The following is a 26,733-nucleotide window of genomic DNA, read 5'->3' as shown; positions in this document are numbered from 1 at the left end:
ATAGCGTGGTGTTTCATTCCCCGCGGAAACGAAGCCACCGCCGTGTCACGGCGCTCTGCTTCGTCGCCGCGAGTCTCGCCGGCTTGGCCGCTCAGGCCCAGGCTCAGGACTCGCTCAGTCAGGCCAGCATCGAGGCACAGCAGACCCAGGCCGCGCTGCAGCGGCGTATCGACAGTGCCGACGACGCCACCCGCGAGGCCCTCGAGCGGCTGCGTCGCGCCACGCTTCAGGCGGATCGCCTGGAGAGCTACAACGCCGAGCTGGCGCCGGTGGTCGCGGATCAGGCCCGGCGCATCAAGGCGCAGCAACAGGCGCTGGCGCAGATCTCGACCACACGGGAAGCGCTGCCTGGCGAGATGCGCGAGATGGTCGAGCAGCTGCGCGGGATGATCGAGGCCGACATGCCGTTTCTGCGTCAGGAGCGCCTGGCGCGAGTCGATACCCTCGAGCAGATGCTCGCCAGCGATGAAACCTCACAGGCCGGGAAGCTGCAGAAGATCTTTTCGGTGTGGCGCACCGAGCTCGACTACGGTCGCCAGATGGACCAGTGGAGCGGCCCGCTGACGGGCGAGCGCGCGCCGGATGCGAAGGCCGGCAGCGACTATGCGCGCCAGGTCGACTACCTGCGGGTGGGGCGCACCGGTTTCTATTACGTCACTCCCGATGGCCACGCCGGTGGCGTATGGAAGGTTGCGAGCCAGCGCTGGGAGCCCCTCGATCGGGGCCAGATCGACGAGGTCCGCCGGGGGATTCGTATTGCCCGTGACCAGGCTGCGCCGGCGCTGCTGGCGTTGCCGGCCTCTATCAGTGTGGTGCCCGGGCAGTCGCCGGCGACGGCCGATGACAAGACGGCAGCGGGCACTCCCCGGGCAGATGCGCCCCAGGCGGATGTCCCGGCGCCAGAACAGGAACAGGAGTCGGCGTCATGACCATGGATATGCTCATGGCACGGGGACGGGCGGTGCTGGCCGCGCTGGTTCTGGCGGTGTTGATGGCGCCCCAGGCTCAGGCCCAGGAGTCGACACCCGCCCAGACCCAGGAGGCTCCCAAGAGCCAGGACAAGGCGGAGGCGCCGAATACGCTGCAGCAGGTGCTGGCGCGCTTCCAGGCCGACAGTCGCGAGGCCGAGGCGCGTGACGATGCGCGCCTGGCCGCGCTGGTGGATGACCGCCAGAAGCTCGAAGCCGCGGTAGCGGACGCCGAAAAACGGCTGTCGGCGGCCCAGGCAAAGCGCGAAAAACTGGAACAGCGCCAGCGCGAGCAGCGCCAGACGCTGGCCGCGTTGAATCAGCAGCGTGGCGGCGATGCAGCCGATATCGAAGCGGTGTCGCAGGTGATCAAGCAGCAGGCCGGCGAGCTGCGTGATGCCCTCAGCGACAGCTGGCTGACGCTGGGTGGCGCGGCGCAGCTGCCGCCGCGGCTGGACGATCGTGGGTTGATCGATATCGATACCCTCGACCGGCTGCGTGGCGATCTCGCTGCGCTGATCGCGGAGAGTGCCCGCGGCGTGAGCTTCCAGGCACCGGTGGCGGCGGCCGACGGCGATGTCCAGGTGCGTCCGGTGGTGCGTCTGGGTGACAGCGTGGCCTTCAGCCAGGGCGATCTGCTGGCGCGTGATACCGATGCCAAGCTGCCGCTCGATGTCTTCCCGCATACCCCCGGATATGTCCGATCGGCGCTGCGCGACTTTCAGGCCGGGCAGGGCGAGCGCTTCTTCTTCGATCCCACCGACGGTGAGGTATTGCAGGCGATCGCGCAGCAGCCCAGCCTGTGGCAGCGGTTCCAGCAGGGGGGCTACGTCGGCTACGTGATCGTGGGTCTTGGGGCCATCGGCCTGCTGGTGGCGCTGGCGCAGTACGTTTACCTGCTCCAGGTGAGTGCGCGCATGCGGCGTCAGTTGCGCGACCCCGAGCGGCTGCGTGACGACAACCCCCTGGGGCGGGTGCTGGGGCGCTTCGGTGCGCTGGGCCCGAGCCAGGCTCCGGAGGCCCTGGAGGCGCGCCTCGATGAGGCGCTGCTGGCGGAGCAGCCGCGCCTGGAGCGGGGCCAGCCGATCGTCAAGCTGATCGCTGCGGTGGCACCGCTGCTGGGGCTGCTGGGGACGGTCACCGGGATGATCATCACCTTCCAGTCGATCACCGTGTTCGGCACCGGCGACCCGCAGTTGATGGCCGGGGGGATCAGCCAGGCGCTGGTGACCACCGTGCTGGGTCTGATCACCGCGGTGCCGCTGCTGTTCGTCAATACCGCGCTGAGCAGCCGCAGTCGGCGGTTGGTCGGGCTGCTCGAGGGGCGCGCCAGTGCGGTCCTGGCCGAGCATCTGGAGGCCGCGGGCCAGGATCAGGAGAGCCATCGTGGCGTTCACGCTTGAACCGATCCGCTGGCTGATCGGCGCCGGCGGCGGAGTCCTGGTGGTGATCATGCTGGTTGCCATGGCGCTGTTCGCGCTGGCGCTGGAGCGTCTGATCTACTGGCGCGTCACCCACCGCCGTGCCCGCCGGGCGCTGATCGATGCCTGGATCCAGCGTCGCGACCACGTCAGTTGGAGCGCGCTCACCCTGCGTGAGGTGTGGACCCGTGAACTGCTGGCGCGCCTGCGCCAGCCGTTGCCGTGGCTCAAGCTGCTGGTGGCGGTGTGTCCGCTGCTGGGACTGCTGGGCACCGTGACCGGGATGATCCAGGTGTTCGACAGTCTTTCGCTCAGCGATAGTGGTCAGGCGCGGGCGATGGCCGACGGCGTTGCCCGCGCTACGCTGCCCACCCTGGTGGGCATGGCCGTGGCCGTGGTCGGGCTGCTGTTCGTGTCCCGACTGGAACAGATCATTCGGCGCGAGGATCAGCGACTGCACGATCGCATGGCCCGCGCGGTGGAGGATGCCCATGCGTAGACGGCGCCTGCGGGAAGCGAGCGACGATACCACCGGGATCGATCTGACCCCGATGCTGGATGTCGTCTTCATCATGCTGATCTTCTTTATCGTGACCACCAGCTTCATCAAGGAGAGCGGGGTGGAGATCGAGCGGCCGCAGTCGAGCGAGGCGACCGCACGCCCCGATACCCAGGTGCTGGTGGCGATCACCCAGGATGGCGCGGTCTGGGTCGACGGTGAGGCGGTCGATGCGCATCGGGTCGGCGCCAAGGTCGCCGCGCTGGTCTCCGGCAACGGTAGCGTGGTGGTTCAGGCCGATCGCCGCTCGACCACCGGACTGCTGCTCGAGGTGATGGATCGGATTCGCCAGGCCGGGGTCGACAACGTCGCCGTGGCGGCCAACCGGGATGCCGGCTGATGCGTAGGGTGGTAGGCGTGGTTGCCGGTGCTGCGCTGGCGCTGGTGCTGTTCTATTTGCTGGCACTGCTGGTGGCGCCGCCGGCACCGGACAACCAGGAGATCGTCAGCGCGGCGCCGATCGCCATGGTCGAGGCGCCGCAGCAGGCGCAGACGGCGCCGACGTCGAGTGCCGCGCCGCCACCGCCACCGCCGGCCGCACCACCGCCGCCACCGGCGGCTGCACCGGCTCCGGCGCCGACGCCCAGTCCGATCGCGGTACCCGAGCCTCAGGTGGCGCAGACGCAGACCCCGGCGCCGACCCTGGACGCCTCGCTACCCGAGCTGAGCGAGGCGCGGCCGACGCCCCAGCCAAAGCCTCAATCCAAGCCAGCACTGCAACCTCAGCCTCAGCCGCGGCCCGAGCCGAGCCCGTCGCCGGCGCCCAGTACGGCCCAGGCGCCGTCTTCGCAGCCAGCGTCGAGCAAGGGCACCCAGGCCTCACCGCGGGACGTCGGGCAGCTGCAGCCGACCAGTCGGGTCAATCCGACCTATCCGGCGCGGGCGCGGCGGCGCGGCATGGAGGGCTATGTCGAGGTCAGCTTCGTCATCCAGCCCGATGGCCGCGTGGACGGTGGCAGCCTGCGGGTGATCGACGCCGAGCCGGCCAATGTGTTCGACCGCGCGGTGGAGGAGGCGGTAGCACGCTGGCGCTTCCCGCCGGCGGACGACGTGCGCCGCGCCACCCAGCGTATCGAGTTCAAACTGCAAGGGTGACCATGGACGCGCCAGAGATTGCCACCACGTTGCACAGTACTACCCGAGCTTTCACTGCCGGCAAGCGCCGAGCCGGCTCGCGCCGTCTTGGCGCTACCTTGCTGCTGGCGCTGCTGGTGGCCACGCCGGCGCTGGCGGAGGGGCCGGCCCTGCGCGCCAGCATGATTGCGTCGCTCAAGACGCTGCAGCAGCAGCTGGCGGCGGGCGACAACGCCGCGGTGACGTCACGTGCCGAGGCCGCTGCGGCGCGTCTCGAGGGCGGCAATGCCGCCGATCGCTGGGCCCGGGCTCTGTTTCTGCAACTGGAAGCCAGCGCCCTGGCGCGCCAGGGCGAGAGTGCGGCCGCGGCGGCACGCCTGGCCACGGCCCGCGGCATCGCTGAGGTCCCGGCGGCGCGGCGGCTGGCCTGGCTGCGCCAGGAGGCGCAGCTGCGCCTTGCGGCCGGCCAGCGCGAGCGCGGCGCCGATCTGCTCACGCGCTGGGTCGAGGCCAGCGGTGGCGACGCCGAGTCGCGCTGGTTGCTGGTGCGCACGCGTGCCGCCCTGGGCGAGTGGCAGGCGGCGGCCAACTCGCTCGATCGCCTGCGCGCATCGGGTAGCGCCGCCTGGAACGACGCTCAGCGCCAGCTTGCCAGCACGGTCTATCAGCAGAGCGGACGCTTCGACGACGCCTTGGCGCTGCTCGGCGACGCCGCTGACTCGCCGGAGGTGTGGCGGCGCGCTGCGGGCCTTGCCCAGCGTGCCGGCGACCCCGGGCGGGCGGCGGCGATCTGGGAGAGCGGCTGGCGCCGTGGCGTGCTGACTCAGCCGCAGGATCTGGTGCAGCTGGCCGAGCTGCATATCGCAGGGGGGACGCCGGCCCGCGCGGGGGAGTATCTGGCGCGCTGGCTGGATGCTGGCCAGCTGCCGCGCTCGACCCGGAACCTGCGCCTGGAGGCGCAGGCGTGGACCGCCGCACGCGAACACGCCAAGGCGCTGGCGGCGTGGCGCGCGCTGGCCACCCGAACTGGCAGTACGGCGGACTGGCGCCAGTTGGCCGAGACCGCCTACGGCTGGGGCGAGTGGCAGGTGGTGCTCGACGCGCTGGGTCAGATCGTGCCCGCCGACGAAGTTTCCCAGAGCGAAGTGGCCCAGAGCGCCGTGGCCCAGAAGAGGGGCAGTGGTGTCTCGTCGGCGCAGGCTGCCCAGGGGCGCGACTGGCTGCTGATGGGCGTCGCCGCGGCCCAGCTGGAGCGGCCGCAACTGGCACGCCGGGCGCTCGAGCGTGCGGCGGCGGCGGGGGAGGCCCAGGCCCAGCAGTGGCTGAAGTCACTGGGCTGAAGAGCGGCGGTCTGCCCCGGCTGGCTGAATCGGTTGCCGGTGGCCGCTGACCCTCGACGACGCCCCGCAAGCCGGGGCGTCGTCGATTCTGTCGTTGCCAATCAGGTTGGCATCCACTCAGTCGAGATCGAAGTCGCTCCACACCGGAGCGTGGTCCGAGGGCTTCTCCATGCCGCGCAGTACGTAGTCGATACCGGCGGCGCGGGTGGCCTCGGCCAGCGGCTCGGTGACCAGGATGTAGTCGATACGCAGACCGCGCTTGGGCTCGCGATCGAACCCCTTGGAGCGGTAGTCGAACCAGCTGAACAGCTCGCTGCTGTCGGGATGGCACAGGCGGTAGCTATCTTTCAGCCCCCACCCCTTGAGCCGTTCTAGCCATTCGCGCTCTTCCGGCTGAAAGCTGGTCTTGCCCTCGCGCAGCCAGCGCTTGCGGTTCTCCTCGCCGATACCGATGTCGATATCCTGCGGTGAAATATTGAAGTCGCCCATGATGGCAAGGCGCTCGGCGGGGTCGTGGCGCGTATCGAGTAGTGTGCTGAGCCCGGCATAGAAGGCGCGCTTGTGCGGGAACTTGGTCGGGTGGGTGACGTTCTCGCCCTGGGGAAAGTAGCCGTTCCACACCGTCAGCGGGCGGCCGTCCGGCATTGCCAGCGTGGCACCGATCAGCCGCCGCTGGGCATCCTCGGGGTCGTCGGGCAGGCCGTAGTGGACCTGTTCCGGGCGCGCCTTGGTCATCAACGCGACGCCGTAGTGCCCCTTCTGGCCGTGGATGTGGACGTGATAGCCGAGGGCCTCGACCGCCTCGCGCGGGAATTCGCTATCCTGGACCTTGGTCTCCTGCAGCCCGATCACGTCCGGGGCATGGGTCTCCACCAGCGCTTCGAGCTGGTGCAGGCGGGCACGGATGCCATTGATGTTGAACGAGACCAGGCGCATCAGTCGGTATCCTCCTGGCTGGCATCGGATGTGTGCAGCGGCAGCGGCGCCACGCTCTGGCGCTTCAGCTTGCGCTCGGCCTGCGCCTTGCGCTGCTGATCCTTCTTGGCCACGTAGCGGCGCGACGAGGTGACCTCGTCGGGGTTGTCATGGCGCCAGCGGCGGTAATCCTTGCGCTTGCCAGTGCGGATGCTGACCTTGTCGGCCAGGGAGCGGGTCTTCTTTCTGCGAGTCATTCACGCGGCCTTTGCTAGCGGCGCCCACGGCCTGAGTGCCGGGGGCATTGTCGTCTCATGGCTCCATTCTAACAGGCGCCAAGGCGACTGACAGGCCGGGCTCGCCGCCCGGCTGGCGACGTCACGCACCCAGGCTGGTACACTAGGAGCTTGCCCGCGCCGACGCCGGGCCTCGGTGTGCCGCCAGCGGCGGTGCCGAGTGGCGGTGTCGGATCGAGCGCCAGCACTGCTTCGGCGGCTCTCCATATCCGCGCGGGCTTCATCGTCAATCGAATTCGGACATTCGTCATAATTATGAGTGAGTCGGACAACACCCAGGCACCGGCACAGAACCGCAGACCCAAGCGGCGTCGACGCAAGCCTCGTAAATCGCAGTCGCGTAACGCCACCGGCTGGTCGCTGGATCAGTTCCAAGTCGCGCCCGTGGCCGGCCGCTGGCGGTTCCACGATTTCGATCTGCCGCTGGCGCTGATGCGTGCCATCCACGCCGAGGGGTTCGAGTACTGCACCCCGATCCAGGCCGAAGCGCTGATGTACACGCTGCTCGGCGGCGACGTGGTCGGCAAGGCGCAGACCGGTACCGGCAAGACGGCCGCCTTCCTGATCTCGATGCTCGCCTACTTCCTCGAGGAGGAGGCGCCGGATGGTCAGCGCGCGGGGACGCCGCGGGCCCTGATCGTCGCGCCCACCCGCGAGCTGGCGCTGCAGATCGAAAAAGATGCCAAGGCGCTGGCGCGCTTCACCTCGCTCAACGTGGCGAGCGTGGTCGGCGGCATGGATTACCAGAAGCAGCGCGAGCAGCTGGTCAAGAACCTGGACATCCTGGTCGCCACCCCGGGCCGGCTGCTGGACTTCCAGCAGAAGCGCGACATCGATCTCTCCCAGGTCGAGGTGCTGGTGCTCGACGAGGCGGACCGCATGCTGTCGATGGGTTTCATCCCCGACGTCAAGCGCATCATCCGCTATACGCCCAAGCGTGAAGAGCGCCAGACCTTCCTGTTCTCGGCGACCTTCACCCCGGATATCCTCAGTCTTTCCGAGCAGTGGACCCACAAGCCGGCCCACGTCGAGATCGAGGTGACCACCGAGAATGCCGCCAATATCGACCAGCGCGTCTATCTGGTCAGCGACAGCGACAAGCGCAGACTGCTGATCAACCTGCTCAAGCAGGAGTCGATGGAGCGCGTGATCGTGTTCGGCAACCGCCGCGATCTGGTACGTGAACTCGATGGAACGCTGCGCGAAGCGGGCATCAACGTGGCGATGCTCTCCGGTGACGTGCCGCAGAACCAGCGCATCAGCACGCTGGAGAAGTTCCGTGACGGCGAGATCCAGGTGCTGGTGGCGACCGACGTCGCCGGGCGTGGCATCCATATCGAAGATGTCAGCCACGTGGTCAACTACACCCTGCCCGAGGATCCGGAGGACTACGTGCACCGTATCGGCCGTACCGGTCGCGCCGGCGCCAAGGGGGTCTCGATCAGCTTCGTCGGCGAGGAGGACGCGTTCTCTCTGCCCGAGATCGAGGCCTATATCAAGGACAAGCTGCCCTGCGAGCAGCCGCCGGAGTCGATGCTCGTCTAAGCCACCCCGATTGACCGCTCACCCCTGTGAGCGGTCACCCTGCCTTCCCCACACAGGCCGGCCTGCCCGGAACCCGCATGCTCGACGAGACGCTCAAGCAGGAGATTCAGGACGCCTATCGACGCACGCTCGAGGGCCTGGAGCTCACGCCCCGTTACGGCCAGCGGCTGATGATCGCGGAGATCGCGCGCACCCTGGCCGGGATCGAGCACGACGACCAGGGTCGGCGCACCTCCCAGGAGCACGTCTGCGTGCTCGAGGCGGGTACCGGCACCGGCAAGACGCTGGCCTATCTGCTGGCGGCGCTGCCGGTGGCCAAGGCCCGCGGCAAGCGGCTGGTGGTGGCGACCGCCACGGTGGCGCTGCAGGAGCAGGTGCTCAATCAGGATCTGCCGCGGCTGCGCGAGCATAGCGGGCTCGATTTCGACTACGCCCTGGCCAAGGGGCGCGGGCGCTATCTGTGCGTGGCCAAGCTCGATCAGGCGCTGGAGGGCAGCGAGCCCAATCCCACGCTGTCGCTGTTCGAGCAGACCATCGCCACCGATGCCGGCGGGGACTTTCCGCAGCTGGTCCAGGAGATGGCCGATACCTACGCCTCGGGCAAGTGGGAGGGCGATCGCGACAGCTGGCCGGTCGCGATCGACGACCGTGACTGGCGCCGCCTGACCGTCGACCATCGCCAGTGCACCAACCGCCGCTGCGGTCACTTCGGGGCCTGCGCATACTTCCGCTCGCGGCGGCATCTGGAGCAGGCCGATATCGTGGTCGCCAACCACGATCTGGTGCTGGCGGATCTCGCCCTCGGCGGCGGTATGGTGCTGCCGCCGCCGAAGGAGTGCATCTACATCTTCGACGAGGGGCATCACCTTCCTGACAAGGCGCTGGATCACTTCCACCACCGCTTTGCGGTCAATGGCACCCTGCGCTGGCTGCGCACGCTGAAGAAGTCGCTCACCGAGCTGAATACCGCGCTCGCCGCCCAGCCGACCCTGGCGCGCCTGCTGGCGGCCTTTCCCGAACGGATCGCGGCGCTCGAGCCGAGTCTCGGCGAGGCCTACGCCATGGGGCATCAGATCGCCGGGCTCGAGCAGGGAGCGGGGGACGAGACCCGGCACCATCGCTTCGCCAACGGCCGCGCGCCGGCACCGCTGGTGGCGCTGGCGCAGCAGCTGGTGATTCCGTTTGCGGCACTGGCCCGCGACCTGGAGACGATGACCGAGATCCTGCGCGAGAGCCTCGACCCGGACAAGTCCACCGGGCTGTCACGGGAGCAGGCCGAACCCTGGCTGCCGCTGAGCGCGCTGCTCCACGGTCGCGCCCTGGACGCCCACGCGCTGTGGCAGGCGCTGGCCAGCGAGGACCCGCCGGATCAGAAGCCCCAGGCGCGCTGGCTCACCTTCGAGCGTTTCGGCAGCGAGCCCGAGCTGACCTTCTCGGCCAGCCCGGTCTCTGCCGCCGAGACCCTGGCGCGCCACCTGTGGGGGGCCTGCTACGGGGCGGTGGTGACCTCGGCCACACTGACCGCGCTCAACCGGTTCGAGCGGCTACAGGAGCGTGCCGGCCTGGCCAATCGCTATCGCTATCAGCGTCTGCCCAGTCCGTTCGACTACTCCCGCGCCACCCTCAGCGTGCCGCGGGAGGCGGTGGAGCCCGGCGACCCGGTGGCCCACGACCGCGCCATCGTGCAGTTCATCGAAGGGCGCGAGGACGATGAGGCGATCCTGGTGCTGTTTTCGTCGCGCAAGCAGCTCAAGAGCGTCGCCGAGGCGCTCGCCGAGCCCTGGGCGTCGCGTCTGCTGTCCCAGGACCGGCTGCCCAAGCGCGAGCTGCTCGAGCGTCATCGCAAGGCGGTGGGCGCGGGGCAGGGCAGTCTGATCTTCGGGTTGGCGAGCTTCGCCGAGGGGATCGACCTGCCGGGGCGCTATCTCACCCATGTGGTGATCACCCGGCTGCCGTTCTCGGTGCCGGACGATCCGGTGGGGGCGACGCTGGCGGAGTGGATCGAGAGCCAGGGGGGGAACCCCTTCATGCGCATTTCGGTGCCGGACGCCTCGATCAAGCTGGTCCAGGCCTGCGGTCGATTGATTCGCAAGGAGAACGACAGCGGGCGTATCTCGCTGCTCGACCGCCGGGTGTTGACCCGGCGCTACGGCAAGGCGCTGCTGGACGCGCTGCCGCCGTTCCGGCGTGAGATCGAAGGCGTGGTCAAAGAGACGCCAGCCTGACCCGGCCTGTGCTGTCGCCGACATCGGCACGAGTACTCACCTTTCCGATGCCCTGACACGCCGANNCGGCGTGTCAGGGCCTGGCGGGTTCACTCTTGGGTGTCGAGACGTGCCTTGAGCGCTGGCGCGAGCTGTTCGGCCATCTGGGTCAGGCTGCGCTCGGTGGTGGCCCAGTCGATGCAGGCATCGGTGATCGACACGCCATACTCGAGCTGGCTGCGGTCAGCGGGAATCTTCTGTGCGCCCCAGCCGATGTTGGATTCGATCATCAGGCCGATGATCGAGCGATTGCCTTCGAGGATCTGGTGGGTCACGTTCTCCATCACCAGCGGCTGCAGCGCCGGGTCCTTGTTGGAGTTGGCGTGGGAGCAGTCGACCATCAGATTCGCCTTGAGGCCGGCCTTGGCCAGCTCCTGCTCCGCCAGGGTGACGCTGACGCTGTCATAGTTGGGCTTGCCGTTGCCGCCGCGCAGTACCACATGGCCGTAGGCGTTGCCGCGGGTACGGATGACTGCGACCTGGCCGGCTTGATCGATGCCCAGGAAGTTGTGCGGGCTGGCTACCGACTGCAGTGCGTTGACCGCCACGTCCAGGCTGCCATCGGTGCCGTTCTTGAAGCCGACCGGGCCGGAGAGCCCCGAGGCCATCTCGCGGTGGGTCTGGGATTCGGTGGTGCGGGCGCCGATCGCCGACCAGCTGATGCAGTCCTGCAGATACTGCGGCGAGATCGGGTCGAGCGCCTCTGTCGCCAGCGGCAGGCCGATCTCGGCCAGGTCCACCAGCAGGCGGCGGGCGATGTGCAGCCCCTCTTCGATCTCGAAGGAGTCGTTGAGATGAGGGTCGTTGATCAGGCCCTTCCAGCCCACCGTGGTGCGCGGCTTCTCGAAGTAGACGCGCATCACGATATAGAGGCTGTCGCTCACCGCGTCGGCGAGCTGGCGCAGGCGCCGGGCATAGTCGCGGGCGGCCTCGGGGTCGTGGATCGAGCAGGGACCGATCACCACCAGCAGGCGCGGATCCTCGCGATCGAGGATGCGCTGGATGGTCTGGCGGCCTTCGATGACCGTGCGCTCGGCGGTCTCGCTGAGCGGGATGTGCTGCTTGAGCACTTCGGGAGATATCAGAACGTCCTGCGCCAGGACGTTGAGATTGTTGACCTGCTGTTCCGACATGCTGGGCCCGTTGAAATCTGCGGTTGTTCGCGCTGGGGAGACGGCGCCATCCAAGGGCGCGCGTCTGCGTGTAGAGCGCGTACTATGGCGGCTGCGGCGGGCAAAAATCAACTTTCCGCAAGCCGCAGGCGGTCGCGTGGCGCTGGCCGATGACTTGATGGCGGGCGCCAAAACGGCAAGACTGGCAGGCTTTCACCGCGTGCCGCCTCCGGCTTTCTGTTAAAAACCGGGGTTCTGTTATAAGTTGCACGCCTGTCAATGAATCGCGAGTCCCACGGCTCCAGGTTGAATCATGAGCGTATTGTCACTGTCATACCCCGATCGTCACCCGCTGTTGTTCCGATGCGCCGCGCCCATGAACCGGTGGAGTGCCTGAATGGGTGCCAGAGAGACCGACCAGCAGTTGGTCGAGCGAGCCCAGAAGGGGGATACCCGGGCCTTCGATCTTCTGGTCAAGAAGTATCAACACAAGATTCTGGGGCTCATCGGCCGCTACGTGCAGGACCATGCCGAGGTCCAGGACGTGGCGCAGGAGGCTTTCATCAAGGCGTATCGGGCTCTCGGCAGCTTCCGTGCCGAAAGTGCCTTCTATACCTGGATGTACCGTATCGCCATCAATACCGCGAAGAACTACCTGGTCTCCCGCGGGCGGCGCCCGCCGGGGAGCGATCTCGACATCGCTGATGCCGAGGTGATCGATCAGAGCGGGCGGCTCTCCGACATCGAGTCCCCCGAGGCATCGATCGCCCGCGATCAGCTCGAGTCGGCGGTCTTCGCCGCGATCGACAATCTGCCCGACGATCTGCGCACGGCGATCACTCTGCGCGAGTTCGATGGCCTCTCCTACGAGGATATCGCCACCATCATGGAGTGCCCGGTGGGCACCGTGCGCTCGCGCATCTTTCGTGCGCGGGAGGCGGTCGACAAGCATATCCAGCCGCTGCTGGAGCGGGGGAATTCCGATGTCGCCAACGATGGCTGAGGCATGGGCAGCGGGCGACGCATTCGATCTTCAAATAAACATGAATCGAAAATGAACTGTCGCGGGCCTGTGGCGTCATAGTGTGTGAAAGAGACACTGATGTCGTTGTCCGGCGACGCTGCCGACAGCGATCACGGGCAAGGCACTGGCCGAGTGTGAGGGTGTGACTATGAAGCAGGTACGTGAGTCGTTTTCCGCGTTGATGGACGACGAGGGCGACGAGTTCGATCTCCGGCGCGTCTTCAAGCAGATGGAGGCGGCTTCCGGCGAGGCGGACACCTGGCGACGCTACCATCTGGCGCGCAGCATGATGCAGCGCGAGCGCGATGCGGTGGTGGATATCGATATCTCCGCCGACGTGATGGCGGCGATCGCCGAAGAGCCGGCTCCCGGCGTGGCCGAGGCGCCGTCGGCGTCCCGTCGCCACTCGTTCTCCTTCATGGGTGGCGCGGCGGTGGCCGCGGCGGTGTCGCTGATGGTGATCACCGGCGTGCAGGTCTACAACGGCTTCGGCGGTGATCCCACCGCGCCAGCCGAGATCGCGGCCAGCGGTGAGTCGCTCGCCCCGGCAGCGAGCGCACAGCCCGCTTTCGCGCTGCCTTCCGGCAGCGGCGAAGGGGGGGTGATCCCGGCGTCGATGCGCGCACCGGCCTCCAGTGGCATGCCGATCTTCTCGATGGCCGGTGCTGGCGCTGGTGGCGAGCATCACGGGCTGATGACCATCGGCGATGACGTCATGTTGCCGCTGTTCAGCGCCAGCGGCGATGCTGGCCTGGAGCAGGGCCAGGGCGCTTCGCTGCAGTCCTACCTGGCTCGACGCACGCTGGGCAATGGTGATCTGGGGCTGCTGCACGGCTCCGGCAACTACGCCAGCCAGTTGCACGCGATCGACGCCTCCGCCACGCGCTGAGCGCGAAGTTTGCCGCCAAAAGGGGCGCGGCCGTCTTGCGACGACCGCGCCCCTTTGTATTTCTTGGGCGCTCAGCCCGCGCATCGAGGGGGCTGTCGGCACTCCGCGCTGGTCTATCCAGAGACATTGGCATGGCCCGGCGCGCGACGGCCGCCGTCGGTCATTCACCGTGGCGATGCTGGGCGGCGCCCTCTGCTGGCGGTAAAGAATCTTTACATCTCGTTGAACTCTTCGGCTTTTTCCGCATCAATGAAAAGGGTGGTGGCGGCGGCATGCGGCCACTGGCGCCGTGTCCTGGGCGGGGTTCATTGTGACCGCGTTATCTCTCGCCGGGGCCGGCCATCGCAAACGTATGGCTCGTGACGAGTCTTCATGGTGTTAGGAGTGTTTAATGGAACGTATGACAAGATGGTTCGCTCCCTGGCTGGTGCTGATGATGGCGCTGCTCTCGGCGCAGGCGGCCCGCGCCAGCGACCTGCCGGACTTCACCGCACTGGTCAAGCAGGCGGCGCCGGGTGTGGTCAACATCTCCACGACCAGCACGGTCAGCGCCTCCGACGACCCCTTCGGGCAGCAGGATGTCCCCGATATCTTCCGCCGCTTCTTCGGCGATCAGATGCCACCGATGCCCGGTGCGCCGAGTGGCGAGGAGGAGCGCAAGTCGCTCGGTTCGGGTTTCATCATCCGCTCCGATGGCTACATTCTCACCAATGCCCATGTGGTCAAGAACGCCGACAAGATCATGGTGCGCCTGAACGATCGGCGTGAGCTGCCGGCCAAGCTGGTGGGTTCCGACCCGCGTACCGACGTGGCACTGCTCAAGGTCGACGCCAAGGATCTGCCGACGCTCAAGATCGGCAACTCCGATGATCTTCAGGTCGGCGAGTGGGTGGCGGCGATCGGCTCACCGTTCGGCTTCGACCACTCGGTCACCGCGGGCATCGTCAGCGCCATCAACCGTACCCTGCCCAGCGATACCTATGTGCCGTTCATTCAGACCGACGTCGCCATCAATCCGGGCAACTCCGGTGGTCCGCTGTTCAACCTGGATGGCCAGGTCGTGGGCATCAACTCCCAGATCTATACCCGCAGCGGCGGCTTCATGGGCCTCTCCTTCGCCATTCCGATCAGCGTGGCGATGAACGTCGCCGACCAGCTGCGTACCGAAGGTCACGTCAGCCGCGGCTGGCTGGGCGTGGTGATCCAGCCGGTGTCCAAGGACCTGGCCGAGTCGTTCGGGCTCGATGACACCAAGGGCGCGCTGGTCTCCGACGTCAGCGACGACAGCCCGGCCAAGAAAGCCGGACTCAAGGCCGGTGATGTGATCCTCAGCGTCAACGGGGATGCCGTCGATGACTCCACCACGCTGCCGCGGATCATCGGCAAGTTCGCCCCGGGCGCGGAGATCAAGCTCAAGGTCCTGCGTGACGGCGATACCCGCAACATCGACGTCACCGTGGGTGACTGGCCCGCGTCGCTGAGCGCCGACGGCTCGTCTGGCGAACAGTCGACCAACGACCAGACCAAACTGGGCATCGCCATCAGCGACCTGAGCGCCCAGGAGAAGCAGCAGCTCGACGTCGATAGTGGCGTGCTGGTGCGCCGGGTCGACCCGCGCGGCGCCGCTGCCGCTGCCGGCATCCAGCCGGGTGACGTCATCGTCAGCTTCGATCAGAAGCCGGTCGACAGTGCCGATGCGCTGATCAAGGCGGTCAAGAAGGTCGACGGTGACCGCGCGGTGCCGGTGCGCATCTCGCGCGACGGCAACTCGCTTTTCGTCGCCCTGCGGCTCAAGGCCCACGACAAGAAAGAGTGACGCCAGTCGCACGCGTGCCCGACGAGCCCCGCCCCCGGCGGGGCTCGTCGCGTCTGGCGCGGCCGCAGCGCACCTGGTCGCTGTCCTTGGCACAGCCATGAGAGCAGGGCCATGCCCCCAGGTTACTGCGGAAAATAGAACAGGCGTCGATTTCGGAGGCTCACACAAACGAAACTCTGGTGCGGGACTGGTACGAGCGCTACTGCGGGCCCCAGAAGGCTGGTGCGCGGGAGATCCTGCGTAGCTTCGAGCTGCACGTGTTTCCCACCCTCGGCACACTGCCTGCCGACCAGACAACGCTGCGGATGTGGATGGAGTTGCTCGAGGATCTCGCCCTGGCCAAGCCCAGAATCGCAGAGCGGGTGCTTTCCAACATGAAGCAGGCCCCTATGCCAGCGGTTTGATATGGCGGTCCTGATAAGCCCCACGCAGTCCAACTAATTCCCGTCAGCATTGGCTCCGACGCTCGCTTATTCGCCCTAGCGAGCGAATGGGGTAGATCCGATGGCGCCCTTCTCAGCTATAAATGGGCCGGCCATCACTCAACCAGGTGGCGGTGTATCCAGGTTGGGACATCGACTGTTTCGAGTTCTTCGCGATAATTGAACGTCGTCTCCTTGGGCCATGCGACGCCAACGCCTGCCGCGAACACGGCGCGATACTTGAACAGGTTGTTGTCGGGATCGGCATGTAGCGCATCGCTAAGGTAGGAAATCGACCACTCTTGTCGCTTGAAAGAGCGGTCGAGCTGGCGCTCCAGCTCGTCCGCCAATTCCCCGTAGCTGATGGTGTCTCCTGCGACGAACACGGTTTCGTTCCGGAAGCGTGGCTCGTGAAACAGTATCGCTGTGGTCAAGCGTCCGATGTCTTCTGGTGTTGTCACGGTAACCTGGTTATCCCAGCTACCCAGGGCGTGAACCTCGCTCTGCTCAAGATCCACGACGCCAAAAGCCGGTTCGAACAGAAAGCTGGTGAACATTCCCGTGGCGACAATGAGCCACTCTGTGCGGTTCTGCGCCCGGAGCAGGTCGCGCACATCAAGTTGTTCGTCGAATACGTCCTGGGCGCTACCTCGGCCAATCGTGTCGTAGTCAACGCCAAACTGCCACGGCACATAGCGCTTCACGCCGGCCTGGAGCACTGCCTGGGTAATCTTGGTCTGCGTGCCACGCCCAGCCGAAAAGCCGATGCAGGAAATGACCGTATCGTAGGGGGCGAGAAGGGCGGCGAGTTCATTCGTGCCGGTTGCGGCGACATCGCCAGGGACAGTCTCGACGCCCAATGCCCGCAACTGATCGATTTGCTGCTTCTTGACCGGATCGGTCGTCTCTATCGTGGATTGTCTCAACTGGACGTAGATACGCGCTGATTGATGCTTGCGAGCGTGGTTTGCCAGGTGGCGCAATACTTCGAAGCCCAGCTCCCCCGCGCCCAATACCAATATCGATTCCTTCCTGTCTGTGCGATTCATGCTATCTCCAACGTTGACGGCTTTGATCGAGGTAGCGGATGTTTGCACGTCAGGATTCCCCACATAAGTAGGTACATCAGTGATACCGAAAGACGAAGACGACCTGCTCACTCGCTCCCGGGCGCTCTGCGACGCGATGGAAGACGAGGACGACTGGCTGAAGAGAGAGGTGCTATCCCACGCCGGCAATCGCTGGGCTTTTGGGGTGATCCACGCGCTCAAGGAGGGAGGGCGGTTGAGACACGCCGAGCTTCGCCGACGGCTCGATGGCGTCACTCAGCGGATGCTAACGAGAACGCTGCGGCAGCTCGAGCGCGATGGTCTGATTCTTCGCCAGGATTATGAGGAAGTCCCGCCGCGAGTCGATTACGAGCTGACTCGGTTGGGGGAGGAATTTCTCTTGAAGATCATCCCTATGTGGCTCTGGATCTTCGAGCATGCGGAGGATTTCCGTCAGGCTCGAGAAGCTCACTCGACGGCAGCGAGTGAGTAGAGAGACGGCAGCGAGTGAGTAGAGAGACGGCACGTCGACTTGACCATTCAACGAGCCGAGTAGCCAACGGACACCCTGTGGCCACCGCCTGCCTCTCCATAGCCTTGCTTCCCCCCGGCGCGCTGTCGACTCCCCGCCCCGCCTGCGCGCTAAATGGGTCGGTTTTGTTGCGGTGATGCACATGGTGGCAGGCTGCGCCGTTGCTGAGGCTTTCCACGGTTTTACAACAAAATTTTTGATGCGGAATGGTGCGTTTTGCACCGTGGCGGGATGAGGCTGTGGCGATGGCCGTCTGCGATCTGCGTCGCGCGGCAATGAACCAAACCTCGCCGTACTAGACTGCTACATGGGCTCCGCTCGCATGGAGGGTATGGCTGGTTGATAGCCGTGTACTGGCGTTTGACGACATTGATGCGTCGTCGCGCTACAATGCCGGCCTTCCTTTTTTCCTACCAGCTCGCCGGCAAGAAAAATTCTATGTACAGGGCTGCGTACACACCCTAGGTTTCATTTGATGTCAAAAGACGAAAACTCGACTGATCTCAAGTACATACGGAATTTTTCGATCATCGCCCACATCGATCACGGCAAGTCCACGCTGGCCGACCGCATCATCCAGGTGTGCGGCGGATTGAGCGAGCGCGAATTGAAAGAGCAGGTGCTCGACTCGATGGATCTGGAGCGCGAGCGCGGCATCACCATCAAGGCGCAGTCGGTGACCCTCGACTACCACGCCGAGGATGGCCATACCTACCAGCTCAACTTCATCGATACCCCGGGCCACGTCGACTTCTCCTATGAAGTGTCGCGCTCGCTCTACGCCTGCGAGGGCGCGCTCTTGGTGGTCGATGCCGCGCAGGGGGTCGAGGCGCAGTCGGTGGCCAACTGTTACACCGCGATCGAGCAGAATCTGGAGGTGCTCCCGGTCCTCAACAAGATGGACCTGCCCCAGGCCGATCCGGATAAAGTGGCCCACGAGATCGAAGAGATCATCGGTCTCGATGCCCACGACGCCGTGCAGGTGTCGGCCAAGAGCGGGCTCAACATCGACAAGCTGCTGGAGCGCCTGGTGCGCGACATCCCGCCGCCCCAGGGTGACCGCGAGGGCCAGCTGCAGGCGCTGATCATCGACTCCTGGTTCGACAACTATCAGGGCGTGGTATCGCTGGTGCGGCTGTTCGATGGCACCCTCAAGAAGGGTGACAAGATTCACATGAAGTCGACCGGCCGCGACTGGGAAGTGACCGACATCGGCTTCTTCACCCCCAAGCAGCACTCCACCGGGATCCTGCGTGCGGGCGAGGTGGGCTTCGTGATCGCCGGCATCAAGGATATCCACGGCGCGCCGGTGGGGGACACCATCACCCACGCCAAGACCAAGGACGTGCCGCGACTGCCTGGCTTCCAGAAGGTCAAGCCGCAGGTCTACGCCGGCATGTTCCCGGTCAGCTCCGATGACTACGAGGACTTCCGCGACGCCCTCGAGAAGCTCGCGCTCAACGACGCCTCGCTCGACTACGTGCCCGAGAACTCGGATGCGTTGGGCTTCGGCTTCCGCGTCGGCTTCCTCGGCACGCTGCACATGGAGATCATCCAGGAGCGGCTGGAGCGCGAGTACGACCTCGATCTGCTGACCACGGCGCCGACGGTCATCTACGAGCTGCTGATGGACGATGGTGAGCTGATCTACATCTCCAACCCGTCGAAGCTGCCCGACCTGGGCAACGTCGACGAGATGCGCGAGCCGATCGTGCGCGCCAATATCCTGGTGCCGCAGGAGTTCGTCGGTAACGTCATCAGCGAGTGCGTCAACCGGCGCGGCGTGCAGCTCGACATGCAGGTGCTGGGTAACCAGATGCAGCTGGTCTACGAGCTGCCGATGGCGGAAGTGGTGATGGACTTCTTCGATCGCCTCAAGTCGATCTCCAAGGGCTACGCCTCGCTGGACTACAGCTTCGAGCGCTTCGAGGCGGCCAAACTGGTGCGTCTGGATATCCTCATCAACGGTGACCGGGTCGATGCCCTGGCGTTGATCATCCATCGTGACCACGCCCATGCCCGCGGCCGCCTGCTGGTCGAGAAGATGAAGGAGCTGATTCCGCGCCAGATGTTCGATGTCGCGGTGCAGGCGGCGATCGGCGGTCACGTGGTGGCACGTTCCACTGTCAAGGCGCTACGCAAGAACGTCACCGCCAAGTGCTACGGTGGCGATGTCACCCGCAAGAAGAAACTGCTGGAGAAGCAGAAAGCCGGCAAGAAACGCATGAAGCAGGTGGGGCGTGTGGAGATCCCCCAGGATGCGTTCCTCGCCGTTCTCAAAGTGAATGAGTAGGAAACGGTCTCATGGATTTTTCGTTGTTACTGGTGGTGGCAGTCGCCATCACGGGGCTGGTGTGGTTACTCGATAGCCTGTTCTGGCGCCGCGCCCGTCGTCAGCGTCAACGCGCCGCCGCCGAGAAGAAGGGCAGCCGCGAGGCGGTGACGTACAAGGACCCGTGGCCGATCGACTACGCACGATCGTTCTTCCCGGTCCTGCTGATCGTGCTGGTGCTGCGCAGTTTCGTCATCGAGCCGTTCCAGATCCCCTCGGGCTCAATGCGTCCGACCCTCAAGGTCGGCGACTTCATCCTGGTCAACAAGTTCGCCTACGGCCTGCGCCTGCCGGTGATCAATACCGAGATCGCCGATCTCGGCGAGCCCCAGCGCGGTGACGTGATGGTATTCCGCTTCCCGGAAGACCCCTCGGTCAACTTCATCAAGCGGGTGATCGGGCTGCCTGGCGATCACATTCGCTATGAGAACAAGCAGCTCTACGTCAACGGCGAGCCGGTACCCAAGACCCTGGTCAACGCCGACCCGCCGCAGGCGCCTGGCGAGGAGCTGCTGCGCGAGCACCTGGGGAAGGTCGAGCACGATATCTACAATAACCCGAGCATGCCCGGGCCGCAGATGCGCGAGATCGTGGTGCCCGATCATGAGTACTTCATGATGGGCGACAACCGTGACCACTCCAACGACAGCCGCTACTGGGGCTTCGTGCCGGAGGCCAATATCGTCGGCAAGGCGTTCGCGGTATGGATGCACTGGGACGGCGGTCTGCCTAGCTTCAGCACGGTGCGCCAGATACACTGAATCGCATAGCGCGAACCGACAGCGGTGGCCCGTCGAGGTCGCCGCCGGTGCGGTATCGCGACGGCGGATCGGCAACCGATCCGACCACGATGCACTCGCAAAGCGGGCGACGGGACTACCCGCGCCCGCTTTGCGTCGGACAATGAAAATGGGAATGACGTGAGTGATCCTCTGCAAGGCTTCCGGCGCCGTATCGGTCACGAGTTTCGTGATCCGACGCTGCTGGAGCTGGCTCTGACGCACCGCAGTGTCGGCGGTTCCAACAACGAACGGCTCGAGTTTCTGGGCGACTCGATCGTCAACTTCGTGATCGGCGAGGCGCTGTTCAAGCGCTTTCCGGCGGCGCGCGAGGGCCAGCTGTCGCGCCTGCGTGCCGGCCTGGTCAAGGGCCAGACGCTGGCCGAGGTGGCGCGCGAGTTCGAACTCGGTGCCTGCCTGCGGCTCGGCTCCGGGGAGATGAAGAGCGGCGGCCACCGGCGCGACTCGATCCTTGCCGATGCGCTCGAGGCGGTGATCGGTGCGATCTATCTCGACGCCGGCATGGATGTGGCACGCAGCCGCGTGCTGGCGTGGTTCGGCACTCGGCTCGAGTCGATCGACCTGCACAACACCCAGAAAGACCCCAAGACCCGGCTGCAGGAGTTTCTGCAGTCGCGCCAGCAGGCGCTGCCCCGCTACGAGGTGACCTCGGTGGAGGGCGAGGCGCACGCCCAGACGTTCAGCGTCGAGTGTCATATCGCCATGCTCGGCGAATCGCCGACCCTCGGCGAAGGCACCAGCCGGCGTCTCGCCGAGCAGCAGGCAGCGGAGCTGGCGCTGGCCAAACTCGAACCTACCAAGAGCAAGCGCGGATGACTGAGACCTGCGGCTTCGTGGCCATCGTCGGGCGCCCCAACGTGGGCAAGTCGACCCTGATGAACCGTATTCTGGGACAGAAGGTCTCGATCACCTCACGGCGGCCGCAGACCACGCGGCACCAGATCATGGGGATCAAGACCGTCGACACGGCGCAGTTCATCTACGTCGATACGCCCGGCATGCATCTCCAGACCCGGGATCGCAACAAGGCGATCAACCGCTTCATGAACCAGGCGGCGACGCAGGCACTGCGCGACGTCGACTGTGTGGTATTCCTGGTCGACCGGACGCGCTGGACCGACGAGGATCAGGTGGTGCTCGACAAGCTGGTCCACGTCGAGGCGCCGGTGATTCTCGCGGTCAACAAGGTCGACTGGCTCGAAGACAAGGCTTCGCTGCTGCCGTGGCTGGAGTCGCTGTCGGCCCGCCGCGATTTCGCCGCGATCCTGCCGCTCTCGGCCAAGCACGGCACCAATGTGCCGGAGCTGGAGGCCGAGGTGGCCAAGCGCCTGCCGGAAGGGGTCCACTACTTCCCCGACGACCAGATCACCAACAAGAGCCAGCGCTTCCTGGCCGCCGAACTGGTGCGCGAGAAGGTCATGCGCCAGCTCGGTGACGAGCTGCCCTACCAGATGACGGTGGAGATCGAGGAGTTCCGCGACGAGGGCCGGGTGGTCCATATCAGTGCGCTGATCCTGGTCGAGCGCCAGGGGCAGAAGAAGATCCTGATCGGCGACAAGGGCGAGCGTATCAAGAAGATCGGCACCGAGGCGCGTCAGGAGATGGAGCGTGCCTTCGATGCCAAGGTCATGCTCAACCTGTGGGTCAAGGTCAAGCGCGGCTGGTCCGACGACGACCGTGCGCTGAAGAGTCTCGGCTACGATCTCGACTAGGGCAGGCGTATGCAACCCCAGCCGGCCTATCTGCTGCACAAGCGCGCTTATCGCGAGACCAGCGCGCTGGTCGACGTGCTCACCCTGGAGCATGGCCACATCCGTGCCGTGGCCCAGGGCGTGCAGCGAGCCGGCAGCAAGTCACGCGCCAAGCTGCAGCCGTTCGCACCGCTGCACCTCACCTGGATCGGCGAGGGCGATCTCAAGCGCTTGCGCATGATGGAGACCACCCAGAGTGCGGTGCTGCTGGCGGGCGAGGGGCTGCTGTGCGGGCTCTACGCCAACGAGCTGCTGACCCGCTCGTTGCCCGTGGGGCTGCCGGTGGGTGAGGTCTTCGCCATCTATGCCTGGACCCTCGAGCGTCTGACCCGGCCCGCCGAGCGTGCCACCGCGCTGCGTCGTCTGGAGATCACCCTGCTCGAGACACTGGATGCCGAGCCGGTATTTGCCGACGTCGACGAGCGCCCGCTGGACCCCGCCACACGCTATACCTACAGCCCGTCGAGCCGGCGTTTCTCGCCGGTGACGGCGGATGCGCCGGGCTGGGACGGGCGCACGCTCAAGCTGCTTGCCCGTGGCGACTGGGATGCCCCGGGGCTGGCCGGCCTCAGCAAGGCGCTGACCCGGGCAGCGCTGGCACCACTGCTGGGGCCGCAGCCGTTGCGCTCGCGGGAGCTGATGCAGCGCTTGAGCCAGCGGCGGCGCGGTCTCTCCTGAGCGGCGGGCGGGCCTACTCGGCCTGCCCGCCAGGTCGCACCTGGGTGCCCCTTTATGCGCCGCAGCGCCAATCCGCCGGCCAAGCCCCCGATCTTGCCTGATCGCTTCCCCCGAGGGCGTCAATGAACGCTTTCAGGGGTAGGTGTCAGTGACAAGCTTTAGTGACAGTGTCTAGCGACAGGCTTCAGCAAAAGGAGTGACCGCATGCTTACCACCCGGATTCAACTGGGCGTCAATATCGATCATATCGCCACCCTGCGTCAGGCCCGTGGTACCCGCTACCCGGATCCGGTGCAGGCGGCACTGCTGGTCGAGGAGGCCGGTGCCGACGGCATCACGCTGCATCTGCGCGAGGATCGCCGGCATATCCAGGAGCGCGATGTCGAGCTGATCGCGGCGGTGCTCAACACCCGCATGAACCTCGAGATGGCGGTCACCGAAGAGATGATCGCGCTGGCCGAGCGCCTGCGCCCGGCGGATGTCTGCCTGGTGCCGGAGAAGCGCGAGGAGCTCACCACCGAGGGTGGGCTCGATGTGATCGCCGGGCGTGATGCGATCGCTGCTGCCTGCCGCCGGCTCGCCGCCGTGGGATGCCGGGTATCGCTGTTCATCGACCCGGAACCGGATCAGATCGCCGCCGCCCAGGCGGTGGGGGCGCCGGTGATCGAGCTGCACACCGGTGCCTATGCCGAAGCCCAGGGTGACGCCCGCGGCGTCGAGTATGCGCGTCTCGCCGCGGCGGCAGAGCTGGCCAGCGAGCTGGGGCTGGTGGTCAACGCTGGCCACGGTCTGCACTATCACAATGTCGAAGCGATCGCGGCGATTCCCGGTATCCACGAGCTCAACATCGGCCACAGCATCATCGCTCGTGCGCTGTTCGTGGGGCTCAAGGAGGCGGTGGTGGAGATGAAGCGGCTGATGGTCGCCGGCCAGGAGGCCGGGCTGGTGGCCCAGCTCGAGTCCTATGATGAGGACCATGATCACGATCACGGCCACGCTCACTAGGACTATCGCCCGGCGGCGCTGGTTGGCTCCGGCCAGGTGGTCGCAGGATATCCGGCCGGTTCAGCGGGGTGGGGTGACGCCGGTGGCGTGCCGCTCGGCCCAGGCGGCGAGTTGGTCGCAGGCGTGGGTCAGTTGTATCCACTCGCGCCGGCAGTCGGCCAGCGGCGCCTGCTGCAGGCGCGTCTCCAGCGCGTTGCAGGCGGCGCTCAACGCGGGCACGCCGCAGTAGCGGCAGCCGCCCCCGAGTTGGTGCACGGCGTCGCTGAGGGCTTCGGCGTCCGCGGCCTGCCACGCCTGAGCCAGCTTCAGGCGGTGGTGCGGCAGTTCGGCCAGCAGCAGGGTCAGCAGCTCATCGGCCAGCGCTTCACGGCCGCCGCTCAGGTGCAGGGCGAGGTCGGGGTCGACCACCGCCAGCTCCGGCTCCCCCGTGGGCTCGCTGACGCCGGGCAGATAGCGCATCAGCAGCGACCGTAGCTGGCGCTCGTCGATCGGCTTGGTCAGCAGCTGCTGGCAGCCGCCGGGCCCCTCCTCGGGTAGCTCGGCGCCAGGGCTGGCGCTCATGGCGACGATCGGCAGGTGGGTCCAGCGGCCGCCGAGGGCGCGTAGACGGGCGATGGTCGCGGCGCCGGAGGCGTCGGGCAGGCGCAGATCCATCAGTACCAGGTCGATGGCGTGGCCGGCGGCGAGCGTCAATGCCGCCTCGGCGCTGCCCGCCACCAGTGAGCTGGCACCCACGATCGGTATCAGCGCATCCAGATAGTGCTGGCTCAGCTCGTCGTCGTCGACCACCAGAATGCGCGGCTGGTCGCTGCTCGCCTGGCGCCCGGCGGCATCGAGCATGCCGGCCAGGGTGCGCCCCAGCAGATAGCGCGAGATCGGCAATCGCAGCACACTACTGCCGGCCGGCAGGTGCCACGGCAGCGGCTGGGTCGGCTCGGCGTTGACTACCAGCAGGCACGGCGTGCGCATGGCATCGAAACGGCGCTGCCAGGCAGCGCTTGCGGCGGGCTCGAGATCCTGCTGATCGAGGCCGATGAGCATCAGCGCGGGCGGCTCGTCGCCGTTGGCCAGGGCGTCGGCATGGGTGATCGGCTGCGCGCGGGCCGACCAGCGCTTGAGTGCGTAGGCGAGTAGATGATCGAGGCGGGTATGGCGCTGATAGAGGCCGATCCGCGCCTGGCCGAGGTCGAACTCGGCGGGCCTGGAGAACGGTTCGCAGGCGCCCAGCGTGACGCTGGCGATCACGCTGTTGCCGCGCCGGCCATCGTTGCCGAGGCGCAGCTCGCCCCCCATCTCCCGCGTCAGTCGCCGACACACGGCCAGACCGCTGCCGCTCCCCGCGGTCTCCGCCGGGGCCGCCAGCGCACGGCGCAACTGTTCGCGGTCGCTCCCTTCGGCACACCCGGCATCCTTGACGCTGATCGTCAGCCGTACGCGCTCGCCGTCCCGGCCCGCCAGCGTGATGCGGGTGACCACATCGCCCGCAGCGCCGTACTTGACCGCGTTGCTGATCAGGTTGGTCAGCAGTTGACGCAGTGCCACCGGCTGGCCCACCAGACGGGGAGGCACCTCGTCATAGACCATGCCCAGCAGGGTGATGCCGCGGGCCTGCGCCAGCGGGGTCTGCAGGCAGTTCACCTCCCATAGCAGATCGGCGATATCGAAGGTGGTCTCCACCTGCCGACGGCGCTCGTCGCCGAGCACGTGATCGACAGTATCGAGCAAGCCGTTGGAGGCCAGATGGATATGCCGCAGCCACTCGCGCTGACGCGCATCGAGGGGGCTGTTCTCGAGCAGCCGGCAGAGCCCGAGCACCCCGGAGAGCGGGGCGCGCAGTTCGTGACTGACATAGGCCAGATCGCTGATCTCCTTGGCGGTATCGGGCCAAGCAGGGGATGAGGCAGCGTCGGGCCGAGTAGAGGGCGAGGCAGCGTCGGGCCGAGGGGTGGGCCCATTCGTCTCGGTGGGCAGTGCGGGAGCGGTGCCGCCAGGGCCGATTGTGCCAGGGTCAGTCTCGCCTGGGTCAGTTTCACCTGGAGCCGTCTCGCCAGGGTCAGTCTCGCCAAAATATGGATCGCCGGGTTTGCCATCGCGCCGATCCGCGGCGGGGTGAAGCGGCGTGGCGTGGCGCCGTCTGGCCACGCCTGCGCCCAGCAGCAGCAACAGGCACAGGCTCGAGAGTGACATCGTCAGGATGTGGTAGAGCGATCGCCCATCGGTGTCGACCGCGTCGGGGCTCAGTTGAATATCCAGCCACAGGCGCTGCGGCAGTTGCGCGGGCGTCAGCCAATCGATCGGCAGCAGCCAGCGCTGCGCGGACTCCGCATGCCAGCCGCCGGCACCGGCGTCCAGCGGGCGTGGCGGTGGGCCGGGGGCCTCGCCACTGCAGTCAGCCTCACTGCCGTCGTCATTGCGCAGGGTGACGTTGCGGATGTCGGGGTCGTTCGAGAGCTGCACCAGCAGTCGGTGGATGGTAGCGTGATCCTCGTCGCGCAGCGCTTCGGTGAGCGTCGGGACCAGCACGCGGCCCATCGTTCCCAGGTGTTCCGGCACCCGCTGGCCTCGCGCCTGCTCCAGCTGCCAGAGATGGCGGCCGCTCAAGAGCAGGACGCCGATCACCAGGATCAGCGCAAGACGTGTCAACCAGCGTGAGAGCATCGGCGGCAACAAACCCCTTGATGTCGATTAGGTTGCATCTATCGGCCGATACGGCGCGATCCGTAGCGCGCGCAGGCGGGGTGCGTGCCTCGAGCGTGTCGTTGGGCGCCGATTCGGTCACTCGGCCGGGCGGTGCACGGTTGCCTATTGAACCATCACTACGCGGCGTTGCGAATTCGTTTTGCGTTTTCCGCCTCACCGCGGCAGGCTAGCGCTGCCCGCCGGGGCTGTCGCGTGACTACCCTGGACCCGGGGTGCCCGGCTGCCGGCGTGCGACGTTGAG

24 protein-coding genes are annotated in these 26,733 nt (G+C 66.5%); 19 read left to right on the top strand and 5 right to left on the bottom strand.

Annotation, left to right across the window (positions count from 1 at the left end):
- Positions 1 to 5 precede the first annotated feature (5 nt).
- From DOM67_RS13020 to DOM67_RS12995, 6 genes are read left to right on the top strand one after another with little or no spacing between them, the layout of a single operon-like run.
- Positions 6 to 929, top strand: coding sequence for a DUF3450 domain-containing protein (locus DOM67_RS13020; protein ID WP_232825253.1), 924 nt, complete (start codon positions 6 to 8; stop codon positions 927 to 929).
- Complete coding sequence (locus DOM67_RS13015) at positions 926 to 2,371, top strand: MotA/TolQ/ExbB proton channel family protein (protein WP_232825252.1); 1,446 nt, start codon at positions 926 to 928, stop codon at positions 2,369 to 2,371. Before DOM67_RS13020 ends, DOM67_RS13015 begins: the two co-directional genes overlap by 4 nt.
- A gap of 49 nt (positions 2,372 to 2,420) precedes the next feature.
- On the top strand, positions 2,421 to 2,888 hold the full coding sequence (locus DOM67_RS13010) for a MotA/TolQ/ExbB proton channel family protein (RefSeq protein WP_110676931.1): 468 nt from the start codon (positions 2,421 to 2,423) through the stop codon (positions 2,886 to 2,888).
- Complete coding sequence (locus tag DOM67_RS13005; protein ID WP_110676510.1) at positions 2,881 to 3,288, top strand: biopolymer transporter ExbD; 408 nt, start codon at positions 2,881 to 2,883, stop codon at positions 3,286 to 3,288. The genes DOM67_RS13010 and DOM67_RS13005 overlap by 8 nt, the downstream gene beginning before the upstream one ends.
- Positions 3,288 to 4,043 (top strand): energy transducer TonB, encoded by a 756-nt coding sequence (locus DOM67_RS13000; RefSeq protein ID WP_110676509.1) that lies wholly within the window; start codon positions 3,288 to 3,290, stop codon positions 4,041 to 4,043. The genes DOM67_RS13005 and DOM67_RS13000 overlap by 1 nt, the downstream gene beginning before the upstream one ends.
- A 2-nt stretch (positions 4,044 to 4,045) precedes the next feature.
- Positions 4,046 to 5,362 (top strand): hypothetical protein, encoded by a 1,317-nt coding sequence (locus DOM67_RS12995; protein WP_232825251.1) that lies wholly within the window; start codon positions 4,046 to 4,048, stop codon positions 5,360 to 5,362.
- A gap of 117 nt (positions 5,363 to 5,479) precedes the next feature.
- Here the strand turns inward: DOM67_RS12995 and xthA are convergent, their stop codons facing one another.
- Positions 5,480 to 6,298: an exodeoxyribonuclease III gene (gene xthA, locus DOM67_RS12990; RefSeq protein WP_110676505.1), complete on the bottom strand. Its 819-nt coding sequence runs from the start codon at positions 6,296 to 6,298 to the stop codon at positions 5,480 to 5,482.
- Positions 6,298 to 6,534 carry a hypothetical protein gene (locus tag DOM67_RS12985; protein WP_110676503.1) on the bottom strand — a complete coding sequence of 79 codons (237 nt, stop codon included), beginning with the start codon at positions 6,532 to 6,534 and terminating at the stop codon, positions 6,298 to 6,300. The genes xthA and DOM67_RS12985 overlap by 1 nt, the downstream gene beginning before the upstream one ends.
- A gap of 294 nt (positions 6,535 to 6,828) precedes the next feature.
- Here DOM67_RS12985 and DOM67_RS12980 point away from each other — a divergent pair, with 294 nt between their 5' ends.
- Positions 6,829 to 8,118, top strand: a complete 1,290-nt coding sequence (locus DOM67_RS12980; RefSeq protein ID WP_110676502.1) for a DEAD/DEAH box helicase — start codon at positions 6,829 to 6,831, stop codon at positions 8,116 to 8,118.
- Between the two features lie 77 nt (positions 8,119 to 8,195).
- Positions 8,196 to 10,343, top strand: coding sequence for an ATP-dependent DNA helicase DinG (gene dinG, locus DOM67_RS12975; RefSeq protein WP_110676500.1), 2,148 nt, complete (start codon positions 8,196 to 8,198; stop codon positions 10,341 to 10,343).
- Positions 10,344 to 10,432: 89 nt separating this feature from the next.
- On the opposite strand, the gene DOM67_RS12970 is transcribed toward dinG, so the two are convergent.
- A complete protein-coding gene (locus tag DOM67_RS12970; protein WP_110676498.1) occupies positions 10,433 to 11,515 on the bottom strand; it encodes a 3-deoxy-7-phosphoheptulonate synthase in 1,083 nt (360 codons plus the stop codon).
- 376 nt (positions 11,516 to 11,891) lie between these two features.
- Here DOM67_RS12970 and rpoE point away from each other — a divergent pair, with 376 nt between their 5' ends.
- The 4 genes from rpoE to DOM67_RS12950 all read left to right on the top strand — a co-directional run bounded on the left by rpoE (position 11,892) and on the right by DOM67_RS12950 (position 15,627).
- The gene (gene rpoE / locus DOM67_RS12965) at positions 11,892 to 12,497 is read left to right on the top strand and encodes an RNA polymerase sigma factor RpoE (RefSeq protein WP_035470046.1); all 606 of its coding nucleotides are present in this window, start codon (positions 11,892 to 11,894) and stop codon (positions 12,495 to 12,497) included.
- Between the two features lie 169 nt (positions 12,498 to 12,666).
- The gene (locus DOM67_RS12960) at positions 12,667 to 13,407 is read left to right on the top strand and encodes a sigma-E factor negative regulatory protein (RefSeq protein ID WP_110676496.1); all 741 of its coding nucleotides are present in this window, start codon (positions 12,667 to 12,669) and stop codon (positions 13,405 to 13,407) included.
- Positions 13,408 to 13,798: 391 nt separating this feature from the next.
- Complete coding sequence (locus DOM67_RS12955; protein WP_110676495.1) at positions 13,799 to 15,223, top strand: DegQ family serine endoprotease; 1,425 nt, start codon at positions 13,799 to 13,801, stop codon at positions 15,221 to 15,223.
- Between the two features lie 179 nt (positions 15,224 to 15,402).
- The gene (locus DOM67_RS12950; RefSeq protein WP_110676493.1) at positions 15,403 to 15,627 is read left to right on the top strand and encodes a hypothetical protein; all 225 of its coding nucleotides are present in this window, start codon (positions 15,403 to 15,405) and stop codon (positions 15,625 to 15,627) included.
- Positions 15,628 to 15,761: 134 nt separating this feature from the next.
- Here DOM67_RS12950 and DOM67_RS12945 read toward each other — a convergent pair whose 3' ends face one another.
- A complete protein-coding gene (locus DOM67_RS12945) occupies positions 15,762 to 16,694 on the bottom strand; it encodes an aromatic alcohol reductase (protein ID WP_110676491.1) in 933 nt (310 codons plus the stop codon).
- A 136-nt stretch (positions 16,695 to 16,830) separates the two neighbouring features.
- Here DOM67_RS12945 and DOM67_RS12940 point away from each other — a divergent pair, with 136 nt between their 5' ends.
- The 7 genes from DOM67_RS12940 (at position 16,831) to pdxJ (ending at position 23,792) form a co-directional block, all read left to right on the top strand.
- Positions 16,831 to 17,187 carry a helix-turn-helix domain-containing protein gene (locus DOM67_RS12940; RefSeq protein WP_110676929.1) on the top strand — a complete coding sequence of 119 codons (357 nt, stop codon included), beginning with the start codon at positions 16,831 to 16,833 and terminating at the stop codon, positions 17,185 to 17,187.
- 514 nt (positions 17,188 to 17,701) lie between these two features.
- Positions 17,702 to 19,519 (top strand): translation elongation factor 4, encoded by a 1,818-nt coding sequence (gene lepA, locus DOM67_RS12935; protein WP_110676489.1) that lies wholly within the window; start codon positions 17,702 to 17,704, stop codon positions 19,517 to 19,519.
- A gap of 11 nt (positions 19,520 to 19,530) precedes the next feature.
- Positions 19,531 to 20,319, top strand: coding sequence for a signal peptidase I (gene lepB / locus DOM67_RS12930; protein WP_110676487.1), 789 nt, complete (start codon positions 19,531 to 19,533; stop codon positions 20,317 to 20,319).
- A gap of 159 nt (positions 20,320 to 20,478) precedes the next feature.
- On the top strand, positions 20,479 to 21,174 hold the full coding sequence (gene rnc / locus DOM67_RS12925; RefSeq protein ID WP_110676485.1) for a ribonuclease III: 696 nt from the start codon (positions 20,479 to 20,481) through the stop codon (positions 21,172 to 21,174).
- Positions 21,171 to 22,070, top strand: coding sequence for a GTPase Era (gene era / locus DOM67_RS12920; protein WP_110676483.1), 900 nt, complete (start codon positions 21,171 to 21,173; stop codon positions 22,068 to 22,070). Before rnc ends, era begins: the two co-directional genes overlap by 4 nt.
- 9 nt (positions 22,071 to 22,079) lie before the next feature.
- Positions 22,080 to 22,787, top strand: a complete 708-nt coding sequence (recO, locus tag DOM67_RS12915; protein WP_110676481.1) for a DNA repair protein RecO — start codon at positions 22,080 to 22,082, stop codon at positions 22,785 to 22,787.
- 204 nt (positions 22,788 to 22,991) lie between these two features.
- Positions 22,992 to 23,792, top strand: a complete 801-nt coding sequence (gene pdxJ / locus DOM67_RS12910) for a pyridoxine 5'-phosphate synthase (protein ID WP_110676479.1) — start codon at positions 22,992 to 22,994, stop codon at positions 23,790 to 23,792.
- A 60-nt stretch (positions 23,793 to 23,852) separates the two neighbouring features.
- On the opposite strand, the gene DOM67_RS12905 is transcribed toward pdxJ, so the two are convergent.
- On the bottom strand, positions 23,853 to 26,450 hold the full coding sequence (locus DOM67_RS12905; RefSeq protein WP_110676477.1) for an ATP-binding protein: 2,598 nt from the start codon (positions 26,448 to 26,450) through the stop codon (positions 23,853 to 23,855).
- Positions 26,451 to 26,733: the final 283 nt, after the last annotated feature.

The organism is Salinicola sp. RZ23 (assembly GCF_003206675.1).
Lineage (GTDB): Bacteria > Pseudomonadota > Gammaproteobacteria > Pseudomonadales > Halomonadaceae > Salinicola > Salinicola endophyticus.
This window is presented reverse-complemented; position numbering and strand designations above follow the sequence as displayed.